Here is a 25,522-nt window from a genome sequence, read left to right on the forward strand (position 1 = left end):
CCGACCATGGGAACCCGGTGGTCGGCCCTGTCCCATGTCCCGCCCGGGCTTGATCCGGCACCGCTGCGGATGGCGCTTCAGCAGGGGGTCGACATGGCCGATGGCCGGATGTCCGCCTGGAAACCGGACAGCGACCTGATGCGCCTGAACCGGGCGCCGGCGGGACAATGGGTGAAGGTGCCGCCTGATTTCGCCCGCGTCCTGACGCTCGGGCTTCAGATCGCCCGCGCCTCGGCGGGTGCCTTCGACATCGGCATGGGCGATGCGGTGCGCGCCTGGGGCCTTGGGCCTGATGCTGCCGACCCGGAAGCGATGCGCGCTGCCCTTGTCAGATCCCGCAGGCCTGCCCATGAGGTGCTGGAGATCAATGGCGATGCGGTGCGGAAGACGACACCCACCGCCCTCGACCTGAACGATCGCCAAGGGATATGGCGTGGACTGCCTGGCCAGGGTGCTGGTGCACCACGAGATTGCCGATGGGCTGGTGGGCATCGACGGAGAGATGCGCGCCCTGGGCCTGCGGTGGGATCGGCATGGACCATCGCGGTCGAGGCACCCGATCCAGACCGCCGCACCCCGCACTCCGTCCCCATGCTTCAGGACGGCGCGGTGGCGACCTCGGGCGACTATCGCCACGGGGTCACGGTGCAGGGCCGCCTGTCGCACACGGTGGACCCGCGGAAAAGCGCGCCGCTTGCCGCACCGCCCGCATCGGTCACCGTGGTGGCGCCGACCTGCGCCCCGGCCGACGCCTGGGCGACCGCGCTGGTGGCGGCAGGCTTTTCGGCGGGGGCTGCGCTTGCGGCAGATCACGACCTCGACCCGCTGTTTCTTCTGCGCGATGGTAAGGAGGGCTTGCAGACGCGGGCTGTTGGGCGCCTCTTTGGAAGCGATGCCACGGCAGCGGCTGGGGGACGGGCGTGACTTACAAGCGAACGGATCTGTTGAAGACGGGCCTTCTGGTCTTTGCCCTTGCCGGACTGGCAGCGGGTCTTGTCCTGCAGCTGGGAGGGCGTGCCGATCTTGCGGGGCTGACCTGGGCTGCGGGCGTCCTGCCGATCCTGGCCGCCCTGCTGGCCGAGATCCTGCGCAGCCTGGCGCGGGGCGAGGTCGGCCTCGACATCGTGGCGGCGCTGTCGATGTCGGCGGCCCTGGTCTTTGGCGAAACGCTGGCTGCCGCCGTCGTCGCGGTGATGTATTCAGGCGGCACCTTCCTGGAAAGTTTTGCCGAGGGCCGCGCCCGGCGCGAGATGCGCGACCTGCTGTCCCGTGTGCCCCGCACCGCCACCCGCCACCGCAATGGCGGCCTGGAGGATGTGGCCCTGGACGACATCCGCCCCGGCGACCGCCTGCTGATCCGCCAGGGCGACGTGGTGCCGGTGGATGGGCATGTCGCCTCGGCCACGGCCTTCCTCGACACTTCGGCGCTGACGGGCGAGTCCCTGCCCGTCCGCCTTGGTGAAGGCGCCGAGGCGATGAGCGGGTCCACCAATGCAGGCGACGCCTTCGACCTGATCGCCACGCACGAGGCCCGCGACAGCACCTATGCCGGCATCGTCCGCCTGGTCGAACAGGCGCAGCGGTCCCGCGCGCCCATGGCCCGGCTGGCCGATCGCTGGTCGCTGGCGTTTCTGGCCGTGACGCTGCTGATTGCGGGGGCGGCCTGGTGGTTCACGGGCGATCCGATCCGTGCGGTGGCCGTGCTGGTCGTGGCCACCCCCTGCCCGCTGATCCTGGCCGTGCCCGTGGCCCTGGTCGCAGGCCTGTCGCGTGCCGCCCATTTCGGCGTGCTGGTCAAGGGCGCCAAGCCGCTGGAGGCGATGGCCCGCACCCGCACGCTGATCCTCGACAAGACCGGTACGCTGACCGACGGACGACCCCGGATCGTAAGCATCGACCCTGCAGAGGGCATGACCGGGGACGACATCCTGCGCCTTGCGGCAGCGGCCGACCAGGCAACCAAGCACCCCGTCGCCCAGGCCATCGTCATGGCGGCCAAGGCCCGCGGGATGACCCTGCCAGTTCCCCGCGACGCGGCCGAAATCCCGGGCGAGGGCGTGACCGCCCTGGTCGAGGGCCGGCAGGTCGTCGTGGGGGGCCATGGCTTCGTCGCCGGGCGCGTGGGCCATGCGGGCCAACAGCCGGACATGGCCGCCGGATCGGTCATGGTGGCGGTGGCGGTCGACGGCCGGATGGCGGGGCATCTGGTGATGTCGGACCCCTTGCGCGACGGCGCGGGCGACATGCTGGCGGGCCTTCGCCGTCAGGGGATCGAACGGATCCTGCTTGCCACCGGCGACCGGGCCGAGGTCGCCCGACGCGTGACCGAAGGCCTGGGTCTCGACGGCATCCGCGCGGGCCTGACGCCCGACGAAAAGGTCCTTCTGGTCCTGACCGAACACAAGAACGGCCCGGTGATGATGGTGGGCGACGGCGTCAACGACGCCCCGGCCCTGGCCGCGGCCGACGTCGGCGTGGCCATGGGCGCGCGCGGCGCCGCCGCCAGTGCCGAGGCCGCCGACGTGGTCCTGCTGGTGGACCGCCTGGATCGCATCGGCCCCGGGATCGAGATCGCGCGCCGCTCGCGCCGCATCGCGCTTGAAAGCGTGGTGGCGGGCATCGGCCTGTCGGTCCTGGGCATGACCGCCGCCGCCCTGGGCCACCTGACCCCCGTTCAGGGCGCCCTGATCCAGGAAGCCATCGACGTGGCCGTCATCCTCAACGCCCTGCGCGCCCTGCGTATCCGACCTGCCCAGGCCCGCATGGCCCACCCGGCCGATGAACCGCACCAGGAAGGAGTCTTTGCATGAGCCGCCTGTCCCATTCGGAAATCCACATGGTTCACCGCATTGGCTGGCTGCGCGCCGCGGTGCTGGGGGCCAATGACGGGATCCTCTCCACATCCAGCCTGGTGGTGGGCGTGGCCGCCGCCGGAACCGGCCGGACCGAGGTGCTGATTGCCGGGTTGGCCGGACTGGTCGCGGGCGCCATGTCGATGGCCGCAGGCGAATATGTCTCGGTCAGTTCGCAGACTGATGCCGAGAGCGCCGATCTTGACAAGGAACACAGGGAACTGGCCGAGATGCCCGAGGCGGAGCTTGAGGAACTGACCCGGATCTATGAGGAGCGCGGTCTGACGCGCGACCTTGCCCAGCGGGTGGCGGTGCAGCTGACGGCGCATGACGCGCTTGGCGCCCATGCACGCGACGAGCTGGGGATTTCCGAAACGGTCACCTCGCATCCGGTGCAGGCGGCTGTCATCTCGGCCCTGACCTTCGCGGCGGGCGCGGTGGTGCCGCTGATCGTGGCGCTGCTGGCGCCGCCCGCGCAGACCGTCGTGTTCGTGGGTGTCGCGACGCTGCTGGCCCTTGCCGTGCTGGGTGGCCTCGGCGCTTCCGCAGGCGGCGCGGGCATCCTTCGTGGCGCGATGCGGGTGACGCTGTGGGGCGTCCTTGCCATGGGCGCCACGGCCATCGTGGGAATGCTGTTCGGCGTCACGGTCGGGTAACTGCTCGGGCTGGGATTTCGTGGCGGCTGCACCCATGCTGTAAGCTGCGCGCAAGGTTGCGATGCCAGTTCCAGCCAAAGGGCGGCGAACGGCATGGCATATGACAACGCAGACGGTCTGGATCGGCATCGGCTTTCTGGGGCAGGCGCTGTTCAGCGCACGTTTCATCGTCCAGTGGCTGGCCAGCGAGCGACTGCGCCAAAGCGTCGTGCCGCTGGCCTTCTGGTGGTTCTCGCTGGCAGGCGGAGCGACCCTTCTCAGCTATGCGCTCTGGCGGGGTGATCCGGTCTTTGTGCTGGGACAGGGGCTGGGCCTTGTCGTCTACTTGCGCAACCTGATGCTGATCCGGCAGCACCGCCGGGCTGCCGCCGCATGAGGCCCGTCCTTTCGGCCACGCTGCTGTTCACGCTGACGGCCCTGACGCTGATCCTGCTGCGGCCACTGATGCCTGTCGACGAGACGCGCTACATGGCCGCAGCATGGGAGATGCGGATTGGCGGATCTCCCTGGGTGCCGCATCTGAACGGCGCACTGTATGGTCACAAGCCGCCGCTGCTGTTCTGGCTGATCAATCTGGTCTGGGCCTTGGACGGCATCGCCGAGTTTCCCGCCCGGCTGATCGGACCGACCTTCGCGGCGGCTTCCGTCGCGCTAACGGGGCTGCTGGCGCGACGGCTTTGGCCGAATCAGCCTGCCCGCGCAGGTGGGGCGGCGCTGATCCTGGCGGTATCGCCTGTCTGGCTGCTGTTCGGCTCGGCCACGATGTTCGACGCGATGCTGACCTGCGCCACGCTGCTGTCCATGCTGGCACTGTGGTCGGCGGCGCAGCGCCCCAGGCGCGCGGCTTGGGCGGCGCTTGGCGCAGCGGTCGCCTTCGGGGTTTATGCCAAGGGGCCGGTGATCCTGCTGCACGTGCTGCCTGCGGCGTTGGCCATGCCGGTCTGGGCCGGTGCCGCGCGTCCGTCCGGGCGCGTCTGGGCCACGGGCCTCGGGCTGGCGCTGCTGGTGGCGCTTCTGCTGGTGGGGCTGTGGCTTGTCCCTGCGCTGATCCTGGGAGGCGCGGACTACCGGACCGAGGTTCTTTGGCGTCAAAGCGGCGGGCGCATGGTGGCCTCGTTCGCCCACCAGAAGCCGTGGTGGTTCTTCCTGGCGCTGCTGCCGCTGATGATCTGGCCCTTCGGCTGGACCTGGTCGGGCTTTGCCGCGCTGCGGCCACGCCGTCTGCTCGCCGACAGGGGGACGCAGCTTGTCGCCTTGTGGGCGGGGGGTGCCCTGGCGGCCTTCTCGCTCATCAGCGGCAAGCAGGCCCATTATCTGCTGCCCGAGATGCCGGCCTTGGCACTGTTGATGGCGGGCGGACTTCCCACGCGCAAATGGCGACGCCGCGACCTGTGGCTGGCGCTGCCGCTGTTGGCCGCCCTGGCGGGCTTCGGGGCCGCCGCGACCGGGCTGATCCCTGCGCCCAGGAAGCTGGACGACCCCTTGCCTCTGTGGTCCCTGGTCCTGGGCTCCGCTTGCCTGCTTGTCGGCATTGTCGGTTTCCTGCGGCTGCGGTCGGCGCCCGTCGCCCTAGCCGCGCTGCCCCTGGCGCTGATGATCGGGCTGCATCTGGCACTGAGCCCGCTTCTGTTTGCGCGCTACGACATGACGGCGCTTGGCCAGGCGGTTTCGCCCTTTGATCGTCCGGGAATTGCCGTCACCGACGGCACCTATCACGCCCAACTGAACTTCGCGGGCCGGCTGCGCAATCCCGTGGCCCGGCTGGCGGGTCCAGAAGCCGTGGCGGCCTGGCGGCAAGCCCACCCCGATGGCCTGCTTCTGGACCGGGCCGGCCTGGCGATCCCAGGCATGATTCCCGTCGCCGCGCTGCCCTATCGCGGCGGCACATACAGCCTTTACCGTTCAGAAGAGGTCGCGCCATGACGCCTGACGTTTCCGTTGTCCTTCCGGCCAAGAACGAAGCTGGCAACATCGCCCCCCTGTTGCGCGCCATCGCCGCCGTTCTGCAGGACCATGCGCACGAGATCATCGTGGTCAACGACGCCTCGACTGACCGGACGCCGCAGGAACTGGCGGGGTTGCAGGCGGAATTGCCGCAGCTTCGGGTGATCTGCCACAACCGCTCCTGCGGGCAGTCCGCCGCGATCCGCAGCGGCGTGCTGGCCGCGCGAGGCGCCCTGATCGCCACACTGGACGCGGACGGCCAGAACCCGCCCGAAAACCTGCCCGCCCTTCTGGCGCCCTTCCGGCAGGGCATCCCCATGCTTGGGCTGGTGCAGGGCCAGCGGGTCGGGCGGCGCGACCGCTGGACGCGGCGGCTGGCCTCGCGCCTTGCAAACCGCATCCGTGCGGGGCTGCTGCGCGACGGGGTGCAGGACAGCGGCTGCGGGCTGAAGGCCTTCCCGCGCGAGGTTTACCTGGCGCTGCCCTTTTTCGACCACATTCACCGCTTCATGCCCGCCATGATCGCGCGAGAAGGGCTCGAGGTCGTGACCATACCCGTCACCCACGCCCCCCGCGCCTTCGGCCGGTCCAATTATGGCAACCTGCAACGCGCCCTGGTCGGCATCGTGGACCTGCTGGGCGCGGCCTGGCTGATACGCCGCCGTCGCTTGACACAGGCGCAAGAGCTGTCACGGCCGGCCCAGGACATGCGGGGTGCGGCATGACCGTCCTGATCACCGGGGCCGCAGGGTTCATCGGCTTTCACCTGACACGCCGCCTGCTGGCCGAAGGCGCCCGCGTCATCGGGGTGGACGACCACAACCCTTATTACGATCCGGCCCTGAAGGCTGCGCGCGAGGCGCAACTGATCGCCCATCCGAACTACCTGTCCCTGCGCGGCGGGATCGAGGCTCCGGGCCTGCTGGCAGATATCATGGCCAGCCACCGACCCCGCGTGGTGGTCCATCTGGCAGCCCAGGCCGGCGTGCGCCATTCGATCGAGGCGCCGGGCAGCTATGCCTCGGCCAACTTGGCCGGCACGTTCCAGGTCTTGGAAGCGGCACGGGCCTTTCCGCCCGATCATCTGCTGATGGCCTCCAGCAGTTCGGTTTATGGAGGCAGCGACCGGATGCCGCACAGGGAAACCGACCGGACCGACCAGCCGCTGTCCTTCTATGCCGCGACCAAGAAGGCATCCGAGACGATGGCCCATTCCTATGCCGCGCTCTATGGCCTGCCGGTCACGATGCTGCGCTTCTTCACCGTCTATGGTCCCTGGGGGCGGCCTGACATGGCACCGTTCCTGTTCACCTCGGCCCTGTTCGAGGATCGGCCGATCCGGCTCTTCAACCACGGCCGGTTGCAGCGCGACTTCACCTATATCGATGACCTGGTCGAGGCGATCCGCGCGCTGATCGACATGGTCCCGCATCATCCCGCGATACCGGTGAAGGGCGACAGCCTGTCGAGCGTGGCGCCGTTCCGCGTCGTCAATATCGGCAATGGCAGGCCGATCCCGCTGATGGACTTCATCGAGGCGCTGGAAGCCGCCACCGGGCGCACGGGGCGATTGCAGCTGCTGCCGATGCAGCCCGGCGATGTCGAGGCGACTTGGGCGGACACCACACTTTTGGAACGCTTGATCGGACCCCGCCAGCAGACGCCCCTGGCCCTGGCACTGGCGCGCTATGTCGACTGGTTTGCCAGCCACTACCCGGCAGCCCTTCCCGGACCCCGGGACAAGCGGGTTCTGCTGCATCAATAGGCCTGCCCCCGTAAGCTTTCCGCAAGCTTCGCCTGCTTGAAGGATGGCATCGAAACACTGCCAAAGGAGACCTTTTCATGCGTTTCACCCTGCTTCCCGCCGCCACCCTGATGATCGCCGCCGCCCTGCCGGCCCTGGCCGAGGACCGCTGCACCGTGCCGGAGGCGGACTGGCGCCCGGTCGAGGAGCTGAAGGCCGACCTGACCGCCAAGGGCTGGACCATCAGCAACGTCAAGACCGAGGATGGCTGCTACGAGGTCTATGGCAAGGACGAGAAAGGCGAGAAGGTCGAGATCTTCTTCGACCCCGCCACCTTCGAGGCGAAGGGCTCAGATGACTGACAGGGTCCGGGTCTGGGACGGCTTCGTTCGGCTGTTCCACTGGTCGCTGGCCGCGCTGATCGCCGGCACCTGGCTCACCTCGGACGGGCCGAAGCTGTGGCATGAACGGATGGGATATGCCATCGCGGGCCTGATCGCCGCGCGGCTGGTCTGGGGGTTCGTCGGCCCCCGCCATGCCCGCTTCGGCGACTTCGTGCGCGGACCGCGGGCCGTCCTGGCCTATCTGCATGCGCTGCGTGCGGGCCGCGAGCCGCGCTATCTGGGTCACAACCCGGCGGGTGGGGCGATGATCGTGGCGCTGCTGCTGGCCGTGTCCGGGACCGCCCTGACCGGCTGGCTTCAGACCACCGACGCCTTCTGGGGATCGGAGGCGATGGAGGAAGTCCACGAGGTTCTGGCGACGCTGATCCTGGTGCTTGCCGCGCTGCATGTGGCGGGTGTGGTGGTGGAAAGCCTGCGCCACCGCGAGAACCTGGTCCTGTCGATGCTGACCGGCACCAAGCGGCCGCTGGCCGCGAAGGACCACCCTTGACACCCACATACCATCACGCCGCCGGGGTCCCCGGTCCCGGCGGAAAGCGCACGGTTACCGACGCGGTGCCATCGGCAATGGCGTAATCCACTGCGATCCCCTGCGCCTGCGCGACACGGGTGACGATGGCAAGGCCAAGCCCCGCGCCCGTTGAGGCGGCGGATTTGTCGAACATCCCGTGCCGGAAGCTTGCCCCCGGCGGAACGGCATTGCTGATTGTCAGGGCCGGCGCGGGCGACAGAACAATGCGCGGCGTGCCGGTGCCATGGTCGGCCGCATTGCGCAGCAGGTTGCGCAGAATCAATGCCAGGGCATCGGGATCGGCCGGAACCGGCAGCGCCTCGATCTCGCCATCATCAACCAGCACCGGCCTGTCCAGATCGGCCGCCACCATCCGCGCCACCCGCACCAGATCGGACGGACCGCGTCCCGCAGCCCCCGCCTCGGCCCGCGACAGGTGCAACAGCCGGTCGATCAGGTTGCTCATCCGGCCGAGCGCACCGGTCAGGCGTTCAGGCGCGGAGGCGTCCGCCAGGCCCGCCGCGATCAGTTGCGCCTGCCCTGAGGCTGCGGCGACCGGCGTCCGCAACTCATGCGCGGCATTGGTGGCAAACTGCCGCTCGGCCTCGATGCGGGCGCGGATGTCGTCCAGATAGGTGTTCAGCGCCTGCGGGATTGGCGCCAACTCAGTTGGCAACTGATCTTCCTCGACCGGCGACAGATCCTGCGCCGACCGGTTCCTTAGCACTTGGGCAAACCGCGTCGCCGGCTGCAAGGCTGAAGCAACGGCACCGCGAACGGCGACAAGCGCGGCCAGCAGCACCGGCAGCATCAGCGCCACCAGCCCACCCAGGCTTTCCAGCAGCTCGTCGCGGCGCCATTCGTCGCTTTGCCCCACCTCGACCACGACCTGCGACTGCGGATCCGTCAGGCGGAAGACCCGCCAGCCGGGAACGTCCTGGCCGCCGTCCTGCGACAGCGGCGGCCAGGGGGCGCTGGCCCTTTCCAGGCCGCCCTCGATGATGCGGACGGTGCCGGTGGATCGGGTCAGTGCTTCGACATCCTCGGTCCCGCGATAAAGATCCAATGAAAAGCGTGCCGAGCCTTCCAGCGTCTCGTCCATCAGCTCCGACATCTCGTGCGCGATCACCAGGGCGGCAAGCCCCACGCCCGCAATCCAGGCAAGACTTGCGCCCAGCACGACCCGGCGCACCAGCCTGCCGCGCAGGGACCAGGGGCGGCTCACGGGATCAGGTATCCCAGGCCGCGGCGGGTCTGGATCGCGTCCGCGCCCAGCTTGGTACGCAGGCGGGAAACATAGACCTCGACCGCGTTGCCCTCGATCGCGTTGTCGAAGGCATAGAGCCGCTCCTCCAGCGCCTGCTTGGACAATACGCGCCCACGCGCCGACAGCAGCGCGTCGAACAGCGCCCATTCGCGCGAGGTCAGGCGGATCTCATGCCCGTCGCGGAACATCCGCGCGCCGGCCCGGTCCACCGTCAGCGCGCCGACCCTGCTTTCCGGTGCCGGATCGCCGGACGCGCGGCGGGCAAGGGCGCGCAGCCGCGCTTCGACCTCGGCCAGGTCATAGGGCTTGACCACATAGTCGTCGGCGCCCGCGTCCAGTCCCGCGATGCGGTCCGAGATCCGGTCCCGCGCGGTGGCGATCAGCACCGGCACCCTGTTGCCGCCCCGGCGCAGGTCGCGCAGCAGGTCCAGCCCCGAGCCGTCCGGCAGCGCCAGATCCAGCAGGATCGCGCCATGATCCGCCACGGCGATCGCGGTCCGTGCCGTGTCCAGGTCGGCGGCATGATCCACCGCATGACCCTGGGCGCGCAGGAAGCGCAGCAGCGCATCGGCGATATCGGCCTCATCCTCGACAAGCAGGACCCGCATGATGCCCCCATGATGATGGGCCACACATGCCGGGAAGCGGCCCCCGGATCAACGCCAATCCGCATCGCGGAAACGCGAGGGCGCGCGCCGTGTCTTCGATGCCAGCCCTTCGCGGTTGAAGTCATCCAGCACCTTAAGAGCCGGACCTGCCGTCAGCCGGCCAGGCGATCCGCCATGAACCGAAAGTCCGCAAAGCGAATTCCACGGACATCCACTCTCCGCCTGACGCAACACCCCCACCCTCGCCGACTGATGCGGTTCGGGAAAGCCTCGACACTTCATCAAACGCCGGAAATTTCCTTCACCTTTATTGTGCAATTCCCCATCTGATCCTGGTGGGCTGCTGAAAATCAAGGCACGCCCGCGCCTCATCCTCTTTGCTGATTGACAGGTCTGTTCCCGCGGCCTTAGCGTGAGACATGTGCAAGGCAACTGAGCCGTCACGCACAGCTCTGACGACATCGACATAACGGCAATTCCGCCCTGGGCATTCGCTGCCTCAGGGCTGTTTTCACGTGGACATGAACTTGGAACGCACCTCACTTCAGATCGGCCTGCTGTTTTCGACCGAAGGGCCTTACGCCACGGTTGCTCAGGCACTTCTGAATGGGGCGATGTTGGCGTGCCAGGAGGTGAACGAGGATGCATCCCTGCCCCTCAGGCTAGAGCCTTTGCACGTGAACCCTCGTGGACAGCTGGCCAGTTACCGAGACGGGATCCAGTCGATGCTGGATCGAGGCATTCTCCATATCTGCGGCTGCTATACTTCCTCCAGCCGCAAGGAAGTGCTGCCGATCGTGGAAAAGCACGATGCGCTGCTGTGGTATCCCAGCCATTACGAAGGGTTTGAGACCTCGCAGAACGTGATCTACACCGGCTCCTCGCCAAATCAACATCTGACGCCGCTTATCGGCTTTCTGTTCAAGGAATACGGCAGCACGGCCTATTGCATCGGGTCGAATTATATCTGGGCCTGGGAAAGCAACCGCGTCTTCCGCGAAGGCATTACGCGCCTGGGAGGACAGATCGCAGCCGAACGCTATGTGCCGGTAGGGGAGACTGACCTAGACCAGTATGTAACCGAAATTCTGGACCTTCGGCCGGACTACATCTTCAATTCCCTGATCGGGTCATCATCGTATGAGTTCCTGCGGCGCCTGCGCCGGGCCAGCGCTGCTGCCGGGATCGACCAGCCGCGAAACATGCCGGTGGCAAGCTGCACCTTGTCCGAACCGGAACTGCACGCGATCGGGGCAGAGGCGGCAGATGGACAGATCACCTCCAGCGTCTATTTTTCCTCGATTCAGACGGCACGCAATGCCGACTTTGTTGAAGCCTATCGCCGTGCTTTTCCGAATGGACCGGCCGCCTGCGCCGACGCAGAGTCCAGCTATATTGCCATCCACCTGCTGGCACGCGCCGTCGCGCGGGCCGGTGGCGAAGACATTGCACAGGTTCGCACCGCCGTAACCGCCTGCCGCTTCGATGCGCCGCAGGGACCGGTGATGATCGATCCGGCGACGATGCACGCCTATCTGACGCCGCATATCGGTATCTCCCGCGCGGATTACGAATTCGATGTGCTGATCGAAAGCCCAGGGCCGGTGCAGCCGGATCCCTACCTGGTGCAGTGGTCGCGCACCACAGAACCGTCTTCCCTGCCCTCGCAACTGAGGATCGTGAAATGAAACAGCCCCGCGTGACGCAGAACTTCCGCGATTTCCGAGCGTCGATCATCACATCCGACAGCCGCAGCACGAATACACTGCAGATCGTTCTGCCGCGCCTTGGACTGACGGTCGATGCGGTCCACCAGACCTTGCTGTTTGAGCCATCGGCAGGCCCCCGCGTCGCCTTCATCGACGGCGACATGGCGCTGCCCCCTGCAGGTGAGGAACCTGACAGACCGCCGGATTGCGCCATTGTCGGGCTGGTCGGGTCCGAAGCGCCCAGCCGGCTGCGCGGGCTGGTCAGCCTTGGCGCGCAAGCCTTCCTGACCAAGCCCGTCCACAGCGGATCGGTCTATTCCGCGCTGTTCCTGGCGGTCAATTCCCTTACCCGCAATATGGCAATGCAGGCCCAGATCGAGGAACTGAAGCAGCGGCGAAAAGGCCGTGCCCATGTCCTGCGCGCAGTAACCGACATGGTACTTCGCGAAGGCATCGGGCCTGACCAGGCCTATGATCGCCTGCGTCGCAGCGCCATGCACGCTCGCCAGAGCGTCGAGGACTTCTGCCAGGGCCTGAAAGCGTCAAGACATAACGAGGACGAAGAAGCCTCGCCGACTGATGAAAGGCGACGCTGGGCCTAATCCCACGTCGAGAACCGACAAGGAGTTGTCAATGTTGATCAAATCAAGAAGCGCCGTTTCGGCGCTCGGAGTTCTGTTGCTTGCTGGCGCCGCGTTCGGACAGGATGCCGAACCCATCAAGCTGGGTGTCCTGGAAGACCAGTCCGGCGATTTCGCCCTTGCCACGATCGGCAAGGTCCATGCGATCCAGCTTGCGGCCGAAGAAATCAATGCCGCTGGCGGGATCGACGGGCGCCCGCTGGAACTGGTCGAATACGACACCCAGTCCGATAATACCCGCTATCAGGAATTCATGCGCCGGGTGTTGCAGCGCGATCAGGTGGATGCCGTCTTTGCGGGATTTTCCTCGGCCTCGCGAGAGGCTTACCGCCCGATCGTCAACCAGTTCGACGGACTGGCCTTCTATAACAACCAGTATGAGGGCGGGGTCTGCGACGCGAACATGATCGTGACGGGCGCCGTTCCAGAACAGCAGTTCTCGACCCTGCTGCCCTACATGATCGAGAATTACGGACCCAACGTCTATACGATCGCGGCCGACTACAACTTCGGCCAGATCTCGGCCGAATGGGTGCGCAACATCGTCGCGGAAAATGGCGGCACCATGGTGGGCGAGGAGTTCATCCCCCTGGGCGTGTCGCAGTTTTCGCAGACCATCCAGAACATTCAGGCAGCGAAGCCCGATTTCGTCGTGACGCTGCTGGTTGGAACCGCGCAGGCGTCCTATTACGAACAGGCGGGCGCCGCGAACCTGGGCCTGCCGATGGCATCCTCGGTAAACGTGGGCCAAGGCTATGAGCACAAGCGCTTCACGCCGCCCAGTCTCAAGGACATGTACGCGACCGTGAACTATGTCGAGGAAATCGACAGCCCGGCCAGCAAGGAGTTCGTCGAGAAGTTTCGCGCGAAGTTCCCTGACGAACCCTACATCAACCAGGAGGCCAGCAACTCCTACGCCGCCGTCTATCTCTACAAGCAGTTGGTCGAGCGCGCGAAGTCGACCGAACTGGCCGATATCCGCAAGGTCATCGCCGAAGGGGATGTCTGCGTCGATGGGCCCGGCGGCCAGATGTGCATCGACCCGAAAAGCCAGCATGTCTCGCACACCATCCATCTGGCGCATGTGACGGATGACCATTCGGTCGAGTTTCCGACCAAGTGGGAGGCGATCCAGCCCTATTGGCTGGGCCAGGCGGGCTGCGACCTGACCGTCAGCGATCCCAGCGAACAGTACACGCCGTCGAATCCGCCCCCGGCCAACGGCTGATCCCCGACCTGTCCGGGCGGCCTGCCCGCCCGGACGCCACCAGACCAAAGGGGCCGCCTACGTGGACATCTTCAATCTGATCTTCAGCTTTCTCTACCAGTTCGGCGATGCCTTCGCCTTTCTGGTCCTCAGCGCCTGCGGGCTGGCCGTCATCTTCGGCATGATGGGCGTCATCAACCTTGCCCATGGCGAATTCATCATGTGCGGGGCCTATGTCTCGACCAGCGCGGTCCATGCGGGCTTGCCTCTGCCGCTTGCGATCGTCGCGGGGGCCGTTGCCGCGGGCATTGCGGGCATGATCGTGGAACTGTTGGTGATCCGCCCCCTGTATCAGCGTCCGCTGGACACCATCGTCGCGACCTGGGGCATTTCCATGATCGTGACCCAGGGGACGCTGATCGTCCTTGGTCCCAGCATGCAGGGTGTAGGCACACCCTTCGGCAGCTTCACGATGGGCGGCTATTCCTATTCCGTCTACCGCGTCATCCTGATGATTGCCGCGATCGGCACGCTGGCCCTGCTGTGGCTGATGTTCACCCGGACGCGGTTCGGCCTTCTGTCGCGCGCCACGATCCAGGTTCCCCATGTGGCCGAAGCCATGGGCGTCAACACCAACCTGATCTACAGCGTGACCTTCGGCCTTGGCGCGGGCCTGGCAGGACTGGCAGGCGGGCTTTATGCGCCGACCATGACGCTGGTGCCCACCATGGGGGCGTCCTTCATGGTCGAGGCCTTTGTCACCGTCGTCGTCGGCGGGGCAGACATCTTCCTGGGCACGGCGCCCGCCGCCGCGATCCTTGGCGTCATCAAGGCCGCCCTGACCGGCTGGCAAGGACAGCTTGCCGGGCAGATCGGCCTGCTGATCGCCGTCATCATCGTCATCCGCATCCTGCCACGAGGGATCAGCGGCAAGATTCTGAAAGAGAGGGCCTGAGAATGGCCGAGCAATCCCGGTTGCGCGCGGCCCTGCGCCTGGTCGAAGGACCGCAGACCATCGGCCGTGGCCCCAGGTTCTGGGCTGGCTTCCTGGTCGTCCTGGCCTGCGCCTGCGCCTATCCGATGTTCGCCGACAGCTATGACGTGGGCAATAATGTCTATTTCTTCAACTGGCTGTTCATGGCCATGGGCCTGTCGCTGATCTGGGGCTATGGCGGATCGCTCAGCTTCGGGCAGACGGCCTTCTTCGGCGTCGCGGGCTATTGCTATGGCGTGCTGACGATCAACCTGGGCGATGCCTATGGGCTGACGCTTCTTTCGCTGGTGCTGGCGGTGGGCTTCAGCGCGGTCTTTGCCGCCGTGCTGGGCTATTTCCTGTTCTTCGGGCGCATCAACGGCGTGTTCCTGGGCATCGTGTCCCTGTCGGTGACGCTGGTCCTAGAACGCTTCATGGCGCAGACGGCCGGCCCGCAATGGGCCATCGGATCGGCCCGGCTGAACGGGTTCAACGGCATGGGCGGAATGCCCTCGCTGACGATCCCCTGGCCGGGCGGGGATATCGTGCTGTTTCCCGACCTGCCGCTGTATTACCTGACGCTTGCGCTTCTGGTGGTCGTCTATCTGGCGCTGCGGATGCTGGTCAATTCGCGCTTTGGCAACGTCCTGGTGGCAATCCGCGAAAATCCGCAACGGGCCGAGATGCTGGGCTACGACATCCGCAAGTTCCAGCTGGGCGGGTTCGTCATCGGCTCGGCGCTCGCGGGGCTGTCGGGGGTGCTTTACACGTCCTGGGGGAACTATATCACGCCCGCCTCGATGGGGATGACCGCGGCCGCGCTGCCCATCGTCTGGGTCGCGGTCGGCGGGCGCAGCGACCTGACCACGACGCTGGTGGGCACCCTGGCCGTGCTGATCGTGTTCCAGATGCTGACCATCCACGGCAGCCAGTATGCTTTGGTCGTGATGGGCATCCTGCTGGTCCTGACCGTGCTGGTCGCGCCGCGCGGCATCGTGATGGGCATCGTTGACGCCGCCGGCCGCCTGACGCGGCGGAAGGAGGTCCGCTGATGTCCATCCTGGAAACCCGCAAGCTGAACAAGCACTTCGGCGGCCTGCATGTCACGGGCAATGTCGATTTCACCCTGCAAACCGGAGAGATGCATTGCCTGATCGGCCCCAACGGCGCCGGAAAAAGCACCTTCTTCCGCCTGATCCTGGGCGAGCATCAGCCCGACAGCGGCCAGATCCTGCTGGCAGGCGAAGACATCACCCGCGCCAAGTCCTTCCAGCGCATCCGCAAGGGCATCAGCGTCAAGTTCCAGGTGCCCGGCATCTTCAAGGAACTCAGCACCCGTCAGAACCTGGTCATCGCCCTTCAGCACCATGTCCCGGCCGGCATGTTGCGCGAGGAGGTGGACCGGCTGCTGGAATTCCTCAAGCTGTCGGGGGATCAGGCGCAACTGGCCGGCAACCTCAGCCATGGCCAGAAGCAGTGGCTGGAAATCGGCATGGCGATCGCGTTGAAGCCGCGCCTTCTGCTGCTGGACGAACCCACGGCCGGAATGACGCCCGACGAAACCCATGCCACGGGCGAGATGCTGCACCGGCTGAACGCCGAGGGCATGACCGTGCTGGCAGTGGAACACGACATGGCCTTCGTGCGCCAGATCGCCCATCGGGTGACGGTGCTGCATCTGGGCAAGGTCTTCGCCCAGGGCAGCATCGACGACATCACCGCCGATCCCCGCGTGGCCAGGATCTATCTGGGAGAGGTCGATGCCTGAACCCCTTCTGCAAACTTCCGCGCTGAACGGCGGATATGGCGGCAAGCCTGTCCTGCAAGGTGTCGATTTCCACGTGAACGAGGGGGAGATCGTCGCAATCATAGGCCGCAACGGCGTGGGCAAGTCCACGTTGATGAAGACGCTGATCGGTCTTCTTCCGACGCAGCGCGGATCGATCCTGGTCCGGGGCCGGCCGGTTGACGGCCTGTCGGCGCATCGCCGCGCCCGCCTGGGCATCGGCTATGTCCCGCAAGGTCGCGACGTCTTCCCCCGCATGACGGTGCTGGAGAACCTGTTGGTTGGCCAGTCGATTTCCGGCCGCAAGCTGGATGGGAAGCTTGAGGAAGTCTTTCACTATTTCCCCATCCTCCAGGAACGGGCGGGCCAGCGCGCGGGCACCCTGTCCGGGGGCCAGCAGCAGCAGCTTGCCATCGGCCGGGTGCTAATGGGCGGCCCGTCCCTCGTCCTGCTGGACGAGCCGTCCGAGGGCATCCAGCCCAACATCGTTCAGTCGATCGCCCGGATCATGGTGGACCTGAATGCAAAATCCGGGCTTGGCGTGGTCTTCGTGGAACAGAACATCGACATGATCCGCGCCATGGCACAGCGCTGCTATGTCATGGACAAGGGCCGCATCACCGCCGCGCTGAGCCGTTCCGACCTGGACGACCAGGATCTTATCCGAAGCCATCTGTCCGTCTGACCCCCATCCAGAAAGGTATCCACATGAGCTGGTTCGAAGACTCCATCATGGCCCGCAAGGCCGTCGCCAAAGGAGAGGCACGGGCGGAAGCATCGCTGACCGAGGCCCAGCAAGGCAGGTATCACTATGTCTACAGCGCGGCGATCCCGCCGGTGCTGAGGATCGATCCCGGCACGGTGCTGACCTGCGAAACCCACGACGCGTTCGAAGGTGCGATTACGTCGGAAGCGGACAAGCCGACCGAGAAGCTGAACTTTCCGTTTCTCAACCCCCAGAACGGACCAGTCTGGATCAACGGCGCGGAAAAGGGCGACACCATCGCCGTCCATATCGACAGCATCGTTCCGCGCGGACCCCAACCCCGGGGCACCACCGTGATCATGCCCGAATTCGGCGGCCTGGTGCCCACGGCGGACACGGCCCTGCTGACCGCCCCCCTGCCCGAACGCGTGCGCAAGCTGAATGTCACCGCCGAAGAAGGCACCGTCTGGAACGACCGCATCACCCTGCCTTACGAACCCTTCATCGGCACCATCGGCACCGCCCCGCAGATCGAGGCCATCTCCTCGCTGGTGCCCGATTATTACGGCGGCAACATGGACCTGCCGGACGTGGCGCCGGGCGCGGTCGTCTATCTGCCCGTCCAGACCGAGGGCGGGTTCCTGTTCCTGGGCGACTGCCATGCCGCGCAGGGCGACGGCGAATTGTGCGGCGTCGCGATCGAACACCCGACCGTCACCACCGTCCGCGTCGATCTGATCAAGGGCTGGACCATCAAGACCCCGCGGCTCGAGAACGAAAAGTTCTACATGACCATCGGCTCCTCGCGGCCGATGGAGGACGCCGCGCGCGGCGCCTATCGCGAGTTGATCCGCTGGATGGCCGCCGACTTCGGCTTTGACGAGATCGACGCCTATATGCTTCTGACGCAGTGCGGCCGCATCCGGCTGGGCAACATGGTGGACCCGAAATACACGGTCGGCGCATCGGTCCTGAAATCCATCGTTGGAATCGCCCGATGAAGGACATGCTTCCCTCCTTGGGCGAGTTGACGGTGGCCGGCATTCGCCAAGGCCTGGCCAGCGGCGCCTTCACCGCCGAGGCGCTGACATCGGCCGCAATCGCCCAGATGCAGGCGACGAACGGCACCTATAACGCGGTCATCTTCAAAAATGACGCGGCGCTGGACACGGCCCGCGACATCGACCGCCGGATTGCCGCAGGCGAGGAGGTGGGTGCCTTGGCGGGTGTTCCCGTCGTGGTCAAGGACCCCATGGACATGGTGGGCTTTCCGTCGACCGCGGGCTGGCGGCTGCTTTATTCCGGTGCGGGCGGCGTCGATCTTATGCCCGAACGCGACAGCCCCGTGGTGGCGCGGATGCGGGCCGCAGACGCGGTCATCATCGGCAAGACCAACGTCCCGATCCTCAGTTGGACCGGGACCCATGCCAATGACAGTTGGGCCGGACCGACGATCAATCCCGCTGCACCCGACCGCGTGCCGGGGGGGTCCAGCGCCGGCTCGGCGGCGGCGGTAGCCGCCCACATGGCGGTGATCGGGCTGGCCGAGGAAACGGGTGGATCCATCCAGAACCCGGCCTCGGCCCAGGATCTGGTGGGCATCAAACCGACCATCGGGCTGGTGCCCAATGCAGGCGTCGTGCCCCTGTCGGCCAATCGCGACGTGGTGGGACCGGTCGCCCGCACGGTCACAGATGCCGCCGAATGCCTGACGGTGCTGGCCGGCTTCACCACCGAGGACCCGAAGACATTGGCTGCGGTCGGGAAAGTTCCCCCGGGTGGATATGCAGCACGGTTGTCAACCGACGGGCTGCGGGGCAAGCGGCTGGGGCTTTATGGCCCGGGCTGGCGACCAGACCTTCTCTCGGAGGAAGCTACTCAGCTTTATGAACGTGCGAAGCGGGAACTCGTGGCGGCGGGCGCCGTTCTGGTCGAGGATCCCTTCGCAGGAACCGACTTCGCCAGCCTGCGCCAGATCACACCCGGAACACCCTTCTTCGACGGGCGCGGCCTTGAATCGCTGCCCTATGACATGACCTGCTACCTGCGTCGCCTTGGACCCGACGCCGCGCTGAAATCGTGGAAAGAGTTCATTGCGGCCACTGCCTCCGAGAATGTCCTTGGGAAGGGCGCGATCCTCGGCTATCTGCAAGAGCTTCCAGATTTTGCACCATGTCTTGCGGACCCCGAAACGCCCCCTGCCCTGCCGGCCTTTACAGAACTGAAACGCCGGTACCTGGAGCTGCTGGAACTTGTTTTCGCGAAGCACAGCCTGGACAGCCTGGTTTACCCACAGATGCTGAATGAACTCCCCGAACTTCACGCGGGGGAAGCGCTTCGCGAAACCACCGTTGGCGAACTTAACATTTCCGGGATTCCAGGCATCACCGTCCCCGCCGGCTACTACGCGTCAGGAGCGCCCTTTGGCCTGATCTTCCTTGGGCTGCAATGGTCAGAGGCGGAACTGCTGAGCCAGGCTTATGCCTACGAACAGCATACGCGGCACCGCAAACCGGCTGTCTGATCCAGGAGGCACCAACAAAGCAGAGGAAATAGCCTGTCTTGCCCAAAGGACCGCCTGCCCCGCCTTGGGTAACGAGTTTCAAGGGTTGCCGCGCGCGTTCTCTACCGACCCGCCCGGAAACAGGGGCAGGCCGCCCTGGGTGCGCAGGTCATACCTGGCCGCTGAGAGGTGATGGACGCTCACGCCTGCCATCGCCACCCAATCGTGAATGCGGGGTCTGTATCGCACCGGTGCAGCAGGCGACAGGCAAAGCCGCGTCGTTCAGTCCTTAAAGGGGCCGAACTCCTCACCGCCGGCCATGCAGGCGATCAGCCGCACTGCAATGAAGGCCACCGCGCCACCTTCGGTGTCCCCTGCGTGATCGTCTTTGTCTTCGTCTTGCCGTTCGCCTGCTTCTGCTCGACAACGCGCTTGCGCCGCTTGCCAGCGGCCTTGGTCCGCGCCCGGCAACACCGGCTTTCACTGGTGGCGCAAGCGGTGGCAGCCCTGCAATGGCGTGGACAGGCCCGATCCCATCGTCGCGCAGGAACAGGACATCGCGCCCTCGATGATGCCCGACACGGACGGAGCCCGGGGCACCACGCGCTTCATGGACCCGGCCGACCTGCGCCACGACATGCACATCACGGTCGTGACCTTCAAGCCGGGCGGCTCCATCCCCTTTGCCGAGACGATCTGGCCGAACTTGCCTTCCAGATAGGACAGCAGCGGCTCGGGCGAGACATCGGCCCCCGTCGCCTCCTCGATCAGGGAACGCGGCATCCAGACGAAGCATGTACGCCAAGTCGACGTAGCAGCCTGGCAGAAAGCCTTCCGTGCCGCCTTGATGGGGAGGGATCGTGGCTCGGGCATGGAAACACCGGCCGCTCTTTGGTCTGCAGCGGTGCGACATGGTGCTTCTGGCGAATATCCGCGATCTGCACCACCTTGCCCTTGGGAAGCCATGCCGTTCTCTGATGTCAGGGGAACTTGACGAACCGGGTCTTCGCATCGGGCTGGCACGGCGATCATCAACCCCCGACCTTTCCTTGCCGACACAGGGTTGCGTCTTGTTGGCGGTCAGCCTTTTCAGGGCCTTGCGGTCGCGGCGGGCAGACGCAAATATCGGGGCGGAACAGCGGCAGGAACCTCGCAAGGCCAAGGCGTCTTGGCCGCAATGCGGGATGGAATGACAGATGGATATCGAACGGTCCTTGGGCGACTGGCTGGCAGGGAGTGACAGCGGGGTGGCCCGCGACATCGCCAGACGGGACTGGTCGGATACGCCCATCGGGCAGATGGAGTCCTGGCCTGCGGATCTGCGTGCCATCCTGGCCACGGTGCTGGCCTGCCCCACGCCGATGTATCTGGCCTGGGGACCGGAACTGATTTCGTTCTATAACGACGCTTATGAGCCGATCCTGGGCTATCGGGCCAAGGATGCGCTGGGCAAACCCTTCCGGGATCTGTGGGCAAGCATCTGGGACGATATCTCGCCCTTGGTGGACCGATGCCTCGCTGGCGAAAGCCAGAAGATGGTGGACATGCGGCTGGATCTCAGCCGCAACGGGTTGCCCGAGGAAAGCTATTGGACCTTTACCTATTCCCCCGTCATCGACGCCAACGGCGGCATTGCCGGGCTGATCTGCGTCACAGGCGAAACCACGGACCGGATCCTGGCCGAACGCGCCCGCGCCAAGGCGACCGAGCGTCTGGAACTGGCGATGTCGTCCAGCAACAGCGTGGGCATCTGGGACTGGGACGTGATCGCAGACCGCCTGACTGCCGACAGCAACTTCGCAAACCTTTATGGCGTCGATCCCAATATTGCGGCCGAAGGGACCAGGGTCGAGGAATTCATCAAGGGCATTCATCCCGAAGACCGCCCCCGGGTCCAGGCGGAGATCGCGCGGACCATTGCAGCCGTGGGAAAGTTTTCGTCGGAATACCGGCTGCTGGGCCGCGACGGGACGGTGTCCTGGGTATCGGCGCAGGGGCAATGCATGGCGGGGCCGGACGGCCGTTGCGTGCGGATGCCGGGCGTCAGCTATGACATCACCCGCCTGAAAGAGGCGGAACTGCAGTTGCGCGCCGCGAAAGAGGAACGGGAATTCGTTCTTGAACAGATCGCGCGCCAGCGGACGCAAAGCGATCCGCAGGAAATACTGCGCGCATCCTCGGAAGCCTTGGGCAAGCGGCTGGGTGTCAACCGTGTCGGCTTCTATCGGATGATCGAACCGCGACGCGTCCGCCACGAGGCCTCCTGGTCCGACGGCACGCTGGAACCCCTGACGGGATCACAGACCACGGATCATTACGGACAGCACGCCGATGCCGAACGCCGCGCGGGCCGCGCCCTGGTCTTCGGAGACAGCCGTCAGGACTGCGACGGCAAACTGAAGCCTTACGCCCAGGAAGGGGTTCTGGCCGGAATATGCGTGCCGCTGTTGACGAGCGGAAAATGGGCGGCGGGGATCTATCTTCATCAGGCTGACGTGCGCATCTGGACGGAACCCGAAATCATCCTTGCCAAGGAAATCGTGCAGCAGACATGGCTGGCCATCGAACGGGCCGAGGCACTGATCAGCCTCAGCCGCCGTGTCGAGGAGCAGGAAGCAGCACTTCAACAGCGCGAGATCGTCCTGCGCGAGGAATTCGAGCGCCGAGAGGCCGCGGAACGCCAGTTGCGCCAGTTGCAGAAAATGGAGGCGGTGGGCCAGTTGACGGGGGGCATTGCCCATGACTTCAACAACATGCTGGCGGTGGTCATCAGCGGCCTGAACCTGACCCAAAGGCAGCTTGCGCGGGGCAATGCCGATGTCGGCGCCTATATCGAGGGGGCCTTGGACGGGGCGGGCCGCGCCGCCGCGCTGACGCAGCGGCTGCTGGCCTTTTCGCGGCAACAGCCGCTGGAGCCGGCGGTGATCGACGCCAATGCCCAAGTGATCGGCCTGTCCGACATGCTGTCGCGGTCACTGGGCGAAACCATCGTGCTGGACACGCATCTGCAACCCGATCTTTGGGCAACCAAGGTCGATCGCAACCAGCTTGAAAACGCCATCATCAATCTGGCGGTGAACGCCCGGGACGCGATGCCGGATGGCGGGCAAGTCACGCTGGAAACCGCCAATGCGGATCTGGCGCCCGCAGAGGCCCGCGAGCTTGGGATCGAGCCGGGGGCCTATGTGCGCATCCGGGTGCTGGACACGGGAACGGGCATGACGCCCGAAGTCCTGGCCAAGGCCTTCGATCCGTTCTTCACCACCAAGCCCACGGGACGCGGCACCGGCCTGGGGCTAAGCCAGGTCTATGGCTTCATCCGCCAATCGGGCGGCCATGTCACGATCACATCGCAGGTGGACCAGGGGACCGCCGTGGATCTGTATCTGCCCCGCAGCCTGGACCATGCCGCCCGAACGGCGGACGATCTTGCCAACGACGTGCCGCTGGGCCAGCCCGCACAGGTGATCCTTGTGGTCGAGGACGAGGACCGGGTCCGCGCCTTCACGGTCGCGTCGCTGCGGGACCTGGGCTATACGGTCCTGGAAGCCTCGTCGGGACCGGCCGCCCTGGACATCCTGTCGCGCCGCCGGGATGTAAGCCTGCTGTTCACGGACGTGGTCATGCCGCAGATGACCGGACCGCAACTGGTCGAACAGGCCCGCAGGCTTCGGGACGACCTGAAGGTCGTCTATGCCAGCGGATATACCGGAGACTCGTCCGACATTGACACGCGGGTGAAGGCGGGTGGCAATTTCCTGGCCAAGCCGTTCAGCTTTGACCAACTGGCGCGAAAGATCGCAGCGGCCCTGGGCTGAGGGCGTCAGCGCCGCCGCTTGGACCGCTTGTTGCCGCCGCGCTGCCCCGCCCTGCCTGCCGTGGACCGGCCAGAGGCTTTGACCGCCTCCTCGGCCGCCTCCTCGATCACGGACTGGCGCGCCAGGGGGTCGTCGGCAACGGCCAGTTCCACCGCCTCCAGCCGCTTGACCTCGTCGCGCAGGCGGGCCGCCTCCTCGAACTCCAGGTTCTCGGCGGCTTTGCGCATCTGGGCGCGCAGGGCGTCCAGATGGGCCTGAAGGTTCGCGCCGACCATCGGGCGGTCCACCCTGGTCGTGATCCGCGACTGGTCGGTATCGCCCTGCCACAGGCCCGCCAGCACATCCTCGACATTCTTGCGGACGGTCTGGGGGGTGATGCCATGCGCCTCGTTATAGGCCATCTGCTTCTGGCGGCGGCGTTCGGTTTCCGCCATGGCGCGTTCCATGCTGCCGGTGATGCTGTCGGCATAAAGGATCACGCGCCCGTCCACGTTCCGCGCGGCGCGGCCGATGGTCTGGATCAGACTGGTTTCCGACCGCAGGAAGCCCTCCTTGTCGGCATCCAGGATCGCCACAAGGCCGCATTCGGGAATGTCCAACCCCTCGCGCAGCAGGTTGATGCCCACCAGCACGTCAAAGGCGCCAAGGCGCAGGTCGCGCAGGATCTCGATCCGCTCGATCGTGTCGATGTCGCTGTGCATGTAGCGGATGCGGACGCCCTGTTCGTGGAAATATTCGGTCAGGTCCTCGGCCATGCGCTTGGTCAGCGTCGTGACCAGCGTGCGCAGGCCCGCCGCGCTGACCTTGCGGATTTCGTCCAGCAGGTCGTCCACCTGCATCTCGACCGGGCGGATCTCGATCTGCGGGTCCAGAAGGCCGGTGGGGCGGATGATCTGTTCGGTGAAGACGCCGCCGGTCTGGTCCATCTCCCACTGCGCAGGGGTGGCGCTGACGAAGACTGACTGGGGTCGCATGGCGTCCCATTCCTCGAACTTGAGCGGGCGGTTGTCCATGCAGCTTGGCAGCCGGAAGCCGTGTTCGGCCAGTGTGAACTTGCGCCGGAAGTCGCCGCGATACATGCCGCCGATCTGCGGCACCGACACGTGGGATTCGTCGGCAAAGACGATGGCGTTGTCGGGGATGAACTCGAACAGCGTGGGGGGCGGCTCGCCCGGCGCGCGGCCAGTCAGGTAGCGGGAATAGTTCTCGATCCCGTTGCAGACGCCTGTGGCCTCCAGCATCTCGAGGTCGAAGTTCGTGCGCTGCTCCAGACGCTGCGCTTCCAGCAGCTTGCCTTCGTCCACCAGTTGCTTCAGCCGGGTCTGCAGTTCCGCCTTGATGCCCTTGATCGCCTGCTGCAGCGTGGGGCGCGGCGTGACATAGTGGCTGTTGGCATAGATGCGGATCTGGCGGAAGTTGTCGGTCTTCTGCCCGGTCAGGGGATCGAATTCGGTGATCGCCTCAAGCTCGTTCCCGAAGAAGTCGAAGCGCCAGGCGCGATCCTCAAGGTGGGCGGGCCAGACCTCGACCACGTCGCCCTTCACCCGAAACCCACCCCGCTGGAACGCCGCGTCAAGGCGGCGGTATTGCTGCGCCACAAGCTGGGCGATGAATTCCCGCTGGTCATAGCTGTCGCCCACGACCATGTCCTGGGTCATGGCCGAATAGGTCTCGACCGAGCCGATGCCGTAGATGCAGGAGACGGAGGCCACAATGATCACGTCGTCGCGCTCCAGCAGCGCCCGGGTGGCAGAGTGGCGCATCCGGTCGATGGCCTCGTTGATCTGCGATTCCTTCTCGATATAGGTGTCGGACCGGGGGACATAGGCCTCGGGCTGGTAATAGTCGTAGTAGCTGACGAAGTATTCGACCGCGTTGTCGGGGAAGAAGCCCTTGAATTCGCCATAAAGCTGGGCCGCCAGGGTCTTGTTGGGCGCCAGAATGATGGCCGGGCGCTGCGTCGCCTCGATCACCTTGGCCATGGTGAAGGTCTTGCCGGTGCCCGTCGCGCCCAGCAGCACCTGGTCGCGTTCACCCGCCTGCACGCCCTGGGTCAGCTCGACGATGGCCGTCGGCTGGTCGCCCGCGGGCTGGAATTCGCTTTTCATGACGAAGCGCCGCCCGCCTTCCAGCTTGGGACGGGTGACTTCGATCGGACGCGCGACCGGCGCGTTGGTGTTGTTGTGACCCATC

21 protein-coding genes and 3 pseudogenes are annotated in these 25,522 nt (G+C 65.9%); 21 read left to right on the forward strand and 3 right to left on the reverse strand.

The features are described from left to right. Positions 1-6: 6 nt before the first annotated feature. The 10 genes and pseudogenes from RAH32_RS21485 to RAH32_RS03890 form a co-directional block, all read left to right on the forward strand. Positions 7-402 (forward strand): annotated as a pseudogene (locus RAH32_RS21485) (FAD:protein FMN transferase); the annotation flags it as partial. Between the two features lie 55 nt (positions 403-457). After that, positions 458-924 (forward strand): annotated as a pseudogene (locus RAH32_RS21490) (FAD:protein FMN transferase). Further along, positions 921-2,810: a heavy metal translocating P-type ATPase gene (locus RAH32_RS03855; protein ID WP_306605306.1), complete on the forward strand. Its 1,890-nt coding sequence runs from the start codon at positions 921-923 to the stop codon at positions 2,808-2,810. Before RAH32_RS21490 ends, RAH32_RS03855 begins: the two are co-directional and overlap by 4 nt. Next, positions 2,807-3,508, forward strand: a complete 702-nt coding sequence (locus tag RAH32_RS03860; protein ID WP_306605307.1) for a VIT1/CCC1 transporter family protein — start codon at positions 2,807-2,809, stop codon at positions 3,506-3,508. Before RAH32_RS03855 ends, RAH32_RS03860 begins: the two co-directional genes overlap by 4 nt. 100 nt (positions 3,509-3,608) lie before the next feature. Next, positions 3,609-3,884 carry a lipid-A-disaccharide synthase N-terminal domain-containing protein gene (locus RAH32_RS03865; RefSeq protein ID WP_306605308.1) on the forward strand — a complete coding sequence of 92 codons (276 nt, stop codon included), beginning with the start codon at positions 3,609-3,611 and terminating at the stop codon, positions 3,882-3,884. Next, entirely contained in the window at positions 3,881-5,431 is a 1,551-nt protein-coding gene (locus RAH32_RS03870) for an ArnT family glycosyltransferase (RefSeq protein ID WP_306605309.1), read from the forward strand. The genes RAH32_RS03865 and RAH32_RS03870 overlap by 4 nt, the downstream gene beginning before the upstream one ends. Then, positions 5,428-6,177: a glycosyltransferase family 2 protein gene (locus RAH32_RS03875; RefSeq protein WP_306605311.1), complete on the forward strand. Its 750-nt coding sequence runs from the start codon at positions 5,428-5,430 to the stop codon at positions 6,175-6,177. The genes RAH32_RS03870 and RAH32_RS03875 overlap by 4 nt, the downstream gene beginning before the upstream one ends. Continuing rightward, positions 6,174-7,217, forward strand: a complete 1,044-nt coding sequence (locus tag RAH32_RS03880) for an NAD-dependent epimerase/dehydratase family protein (RefSeq protein WP_306605313.1) — start codon at positions 6,174-6,176, stop codon at positions 7,215-7,217. The genes RAH32_RS03875 and RAH32_RS03880 overlap by 4 nt, the downstream gene beginning before the upstream one ends. Before the next feature lie 77 nt (positions 7,218-7,294). Next, on the forward strand, positions 7,295-7,558 hold the full coding sequence (locus tag RAH32_RS03885; protein WP_306605315.1) for a PepSY domain-containing protein: 264 nt from the start codon (positions 7,295-7,297) through the stop codon (positions 7,556-7,558). Next, positions 7,551-8,090, forward strand: a complete 540-nt coding sequence (locus RAH32_RS03890; RefSeq protein WP_306605317.1) for a cytochrome b/b6 domain-containing protein — start codon at positions 7,551-7,553, stop codon at positions 8,088-8,090. Before RAH32_RS03885 ends, RAH32_RS03890 begins: the two co-directional genes overlap by 8 nt. Positions 8,091-8,103: 13 nt before the next feature. Here RAH32_RS03890 and RAH32_RS03895 read toward each other — a convergent pair whose 3' ends face one another. Next, on the reverse strand, positions 8,104-9,336 hold the full coding sequence (locus RAH32_RS03895; RefSeq protein ID WP_306605319.1) for a histidine kinase dimerization/phospho-acceptor domain-containing protein: 1,233 nt from the start codon (positions 9,334-9,336) through the stop codon (positions 8,104-8,106). Then, positions 9,333-9,986 carry a response regulator transcription factor gene (locus tag RAH32_RS03900; RefSeq protein ID WP_306605320.1) on the reverse strand — a complete coding sequence of 218 codons (654 nt, stop codon included), beginning with the start codon at positions 9,984-9,986 and terminating at the stop codon, positions 9,333-9,335. The genes RAH32_RS03895 and RAH32_RS03900 overlap by 4 nt, the downstream gene beginning before the upstream one ends. Positions 9,987-10,507: 521 nt before the next feature. Here RAH32_RS03900 and RAH32_RS03905 point away from each other — a divergent pair. The 11 genes and pseudogenes from RAH32_RS03905 (at position 10,508) to RAH32_RS03955 (ending at position 23,329) form a co-directional block, all read left to right on the forward strand. After that, positions 10,508-11,674, forward strand: coding sequence for a transporter substrate-binding domain-containing protein (locus RAH32_RS03905; protein WP_306605322.1), 1,167 nt, complete (start codon positions 10,508-10,510; stop codon positions 11,672-11,674). After that, a complete protein-coding gene (locus tag RAH32_RS03910) occupies positions 11,671-12,297 on the forward strand; it encodes an ANTAR domain-containing response regulator (protein ID WP_306605324.1) in 627 nt (208 codons plus the stop codon). Before RAH32_RS03905 ends, RAH32_RS03910 begins: the two co-directional genes overlap by 4 nt. Positions 12,298-12,328: 31 nt before the next feature. Beyond that, positions 12,329-13,564: an urea ABC transporter substrate-binding protein gene (locus tag RAH32_RS03915; protein ID WP_306605326.1), complete on the forward strand. Its 1,236-nt coding sequence runs from the start codon at positions 12,329-12,331 to the stop codon at positions 13,562-13,564. A gap of 61 nt (positions 13,565-13,625) precedes the next feature. Beyond that, positions 13,626-14,498 (forward strand): ABC transporter permease subunit, encoded by an 873-nt coding sequence (locus RAH32_RS03920; RefSeq protein ID WP_306605328.1) that lies wholly within the window; start codon positions 13,626-13,628, stop codon positions 14,496-14,498. A 2-nt stretch (positions 14,499-14,500) separates the two neighbouring features. Then, on the forward strand, positions 14,501-15,568 hold the full coding sequence (locus RAH32_RS03925; RefSeq protein ID WP_306605329.1) for an ABC transporter permease subunit: 1,068 nt from the start codon (positions 14,501-14,503) through the stop codon (positions 15,566-15,568). Continuing rightward, entirely contained in the window at positions 15,568-16,284 is a 717-nt protein-coding gene (locus RAH32_RS03930) for an ABC transporter ATP-binding protein (RefSeq protein ID WP_306605330.1), read from the forward strand. The genes RAH32_RS03925 and RAH32_RS03930 overlap by 1 nt, the downstream gene beginning before the upstream one ends. After that, a complete protein-coding gene (locus tag RAH32_RS03935; protein ID WP_306605332.1) occupies positions 16,277-16,987 on the forward strand; it encodes an ABC transporter ATP-binding protein in 711 nt (236 codons plus the stop codon). The genes RAH32_RS03930 and RAH32_RS03935 overlap by 8 nt, the downstream gene beginning before the upstream one ends. 23 nt (positions 16,988-17,010) lie before the next feature. Next, positions 17,011-18,009, forward strand: coding sequence for an acetamidase/formamidase family protein (locus RAH32_RS03940; protein ID WP_306605334.1), 999 nt, complete (start codon positions 17,011-17,013; stop codon positions 18,007-18,009). A gap of 5 nt (positions 18,010-18,014) precedes the next feature. Next, positions 18,015-19,532 (forward strand): amidase, encoded by a 1,518-nt coding sequence (locus tag RAH32_RS03945; protein ID WP_306605336.1) that lies wholly within the window; start codon positions 18,015-18,017, stop codon positions 19,530-19,532. Positions 19,533-19,989: 457 nt separating this feature from the next. Further along, positions 19,990-20,205: pseudogene (locus RAH32_RS03950) on the forward strand ((S)-ureidoglycine aminohydrolase); the annotation flags it as partial. A gap of 502 nt (positions 20,206-20,707) precedes the next feature. After that, entirely contained in the window at positions 20,708-23,329 is a 2,622-nt protein-coding gene (locus RAH32_RS03955) for an ATP-binding protein (RefSeq protein WP_306605338.1), read from the forward strand. 5 nt (positions 23,330-23,334) lie between these two features. On the opposite strand, the gene uvrB is transcribed toward RAH32_RS03955, so the two are convergent. After that, positions 23,335-25,521, reverse strand: coding sequence for an excinuclease ABC subunit UvrB (gene uvrB, locus RAH32_RS03960; protein WP_306605340.1), 2,187 nt, complete (start codon positions 25,519-25,521; stop codon positions 23,335-23,337). Between the last annotated feature and the right edge of the window lies 1 nt (position 25,522).

The organism is Paracoccus yibinensis, from assembly GCF_030846195.1.
Lineage (GTDB): Bacteria > Pseudomonadota > Alphaproteobacteria > Rhodobacterales > Rhodobacteraceae > Paracoccus > Paracoccus yibinensis.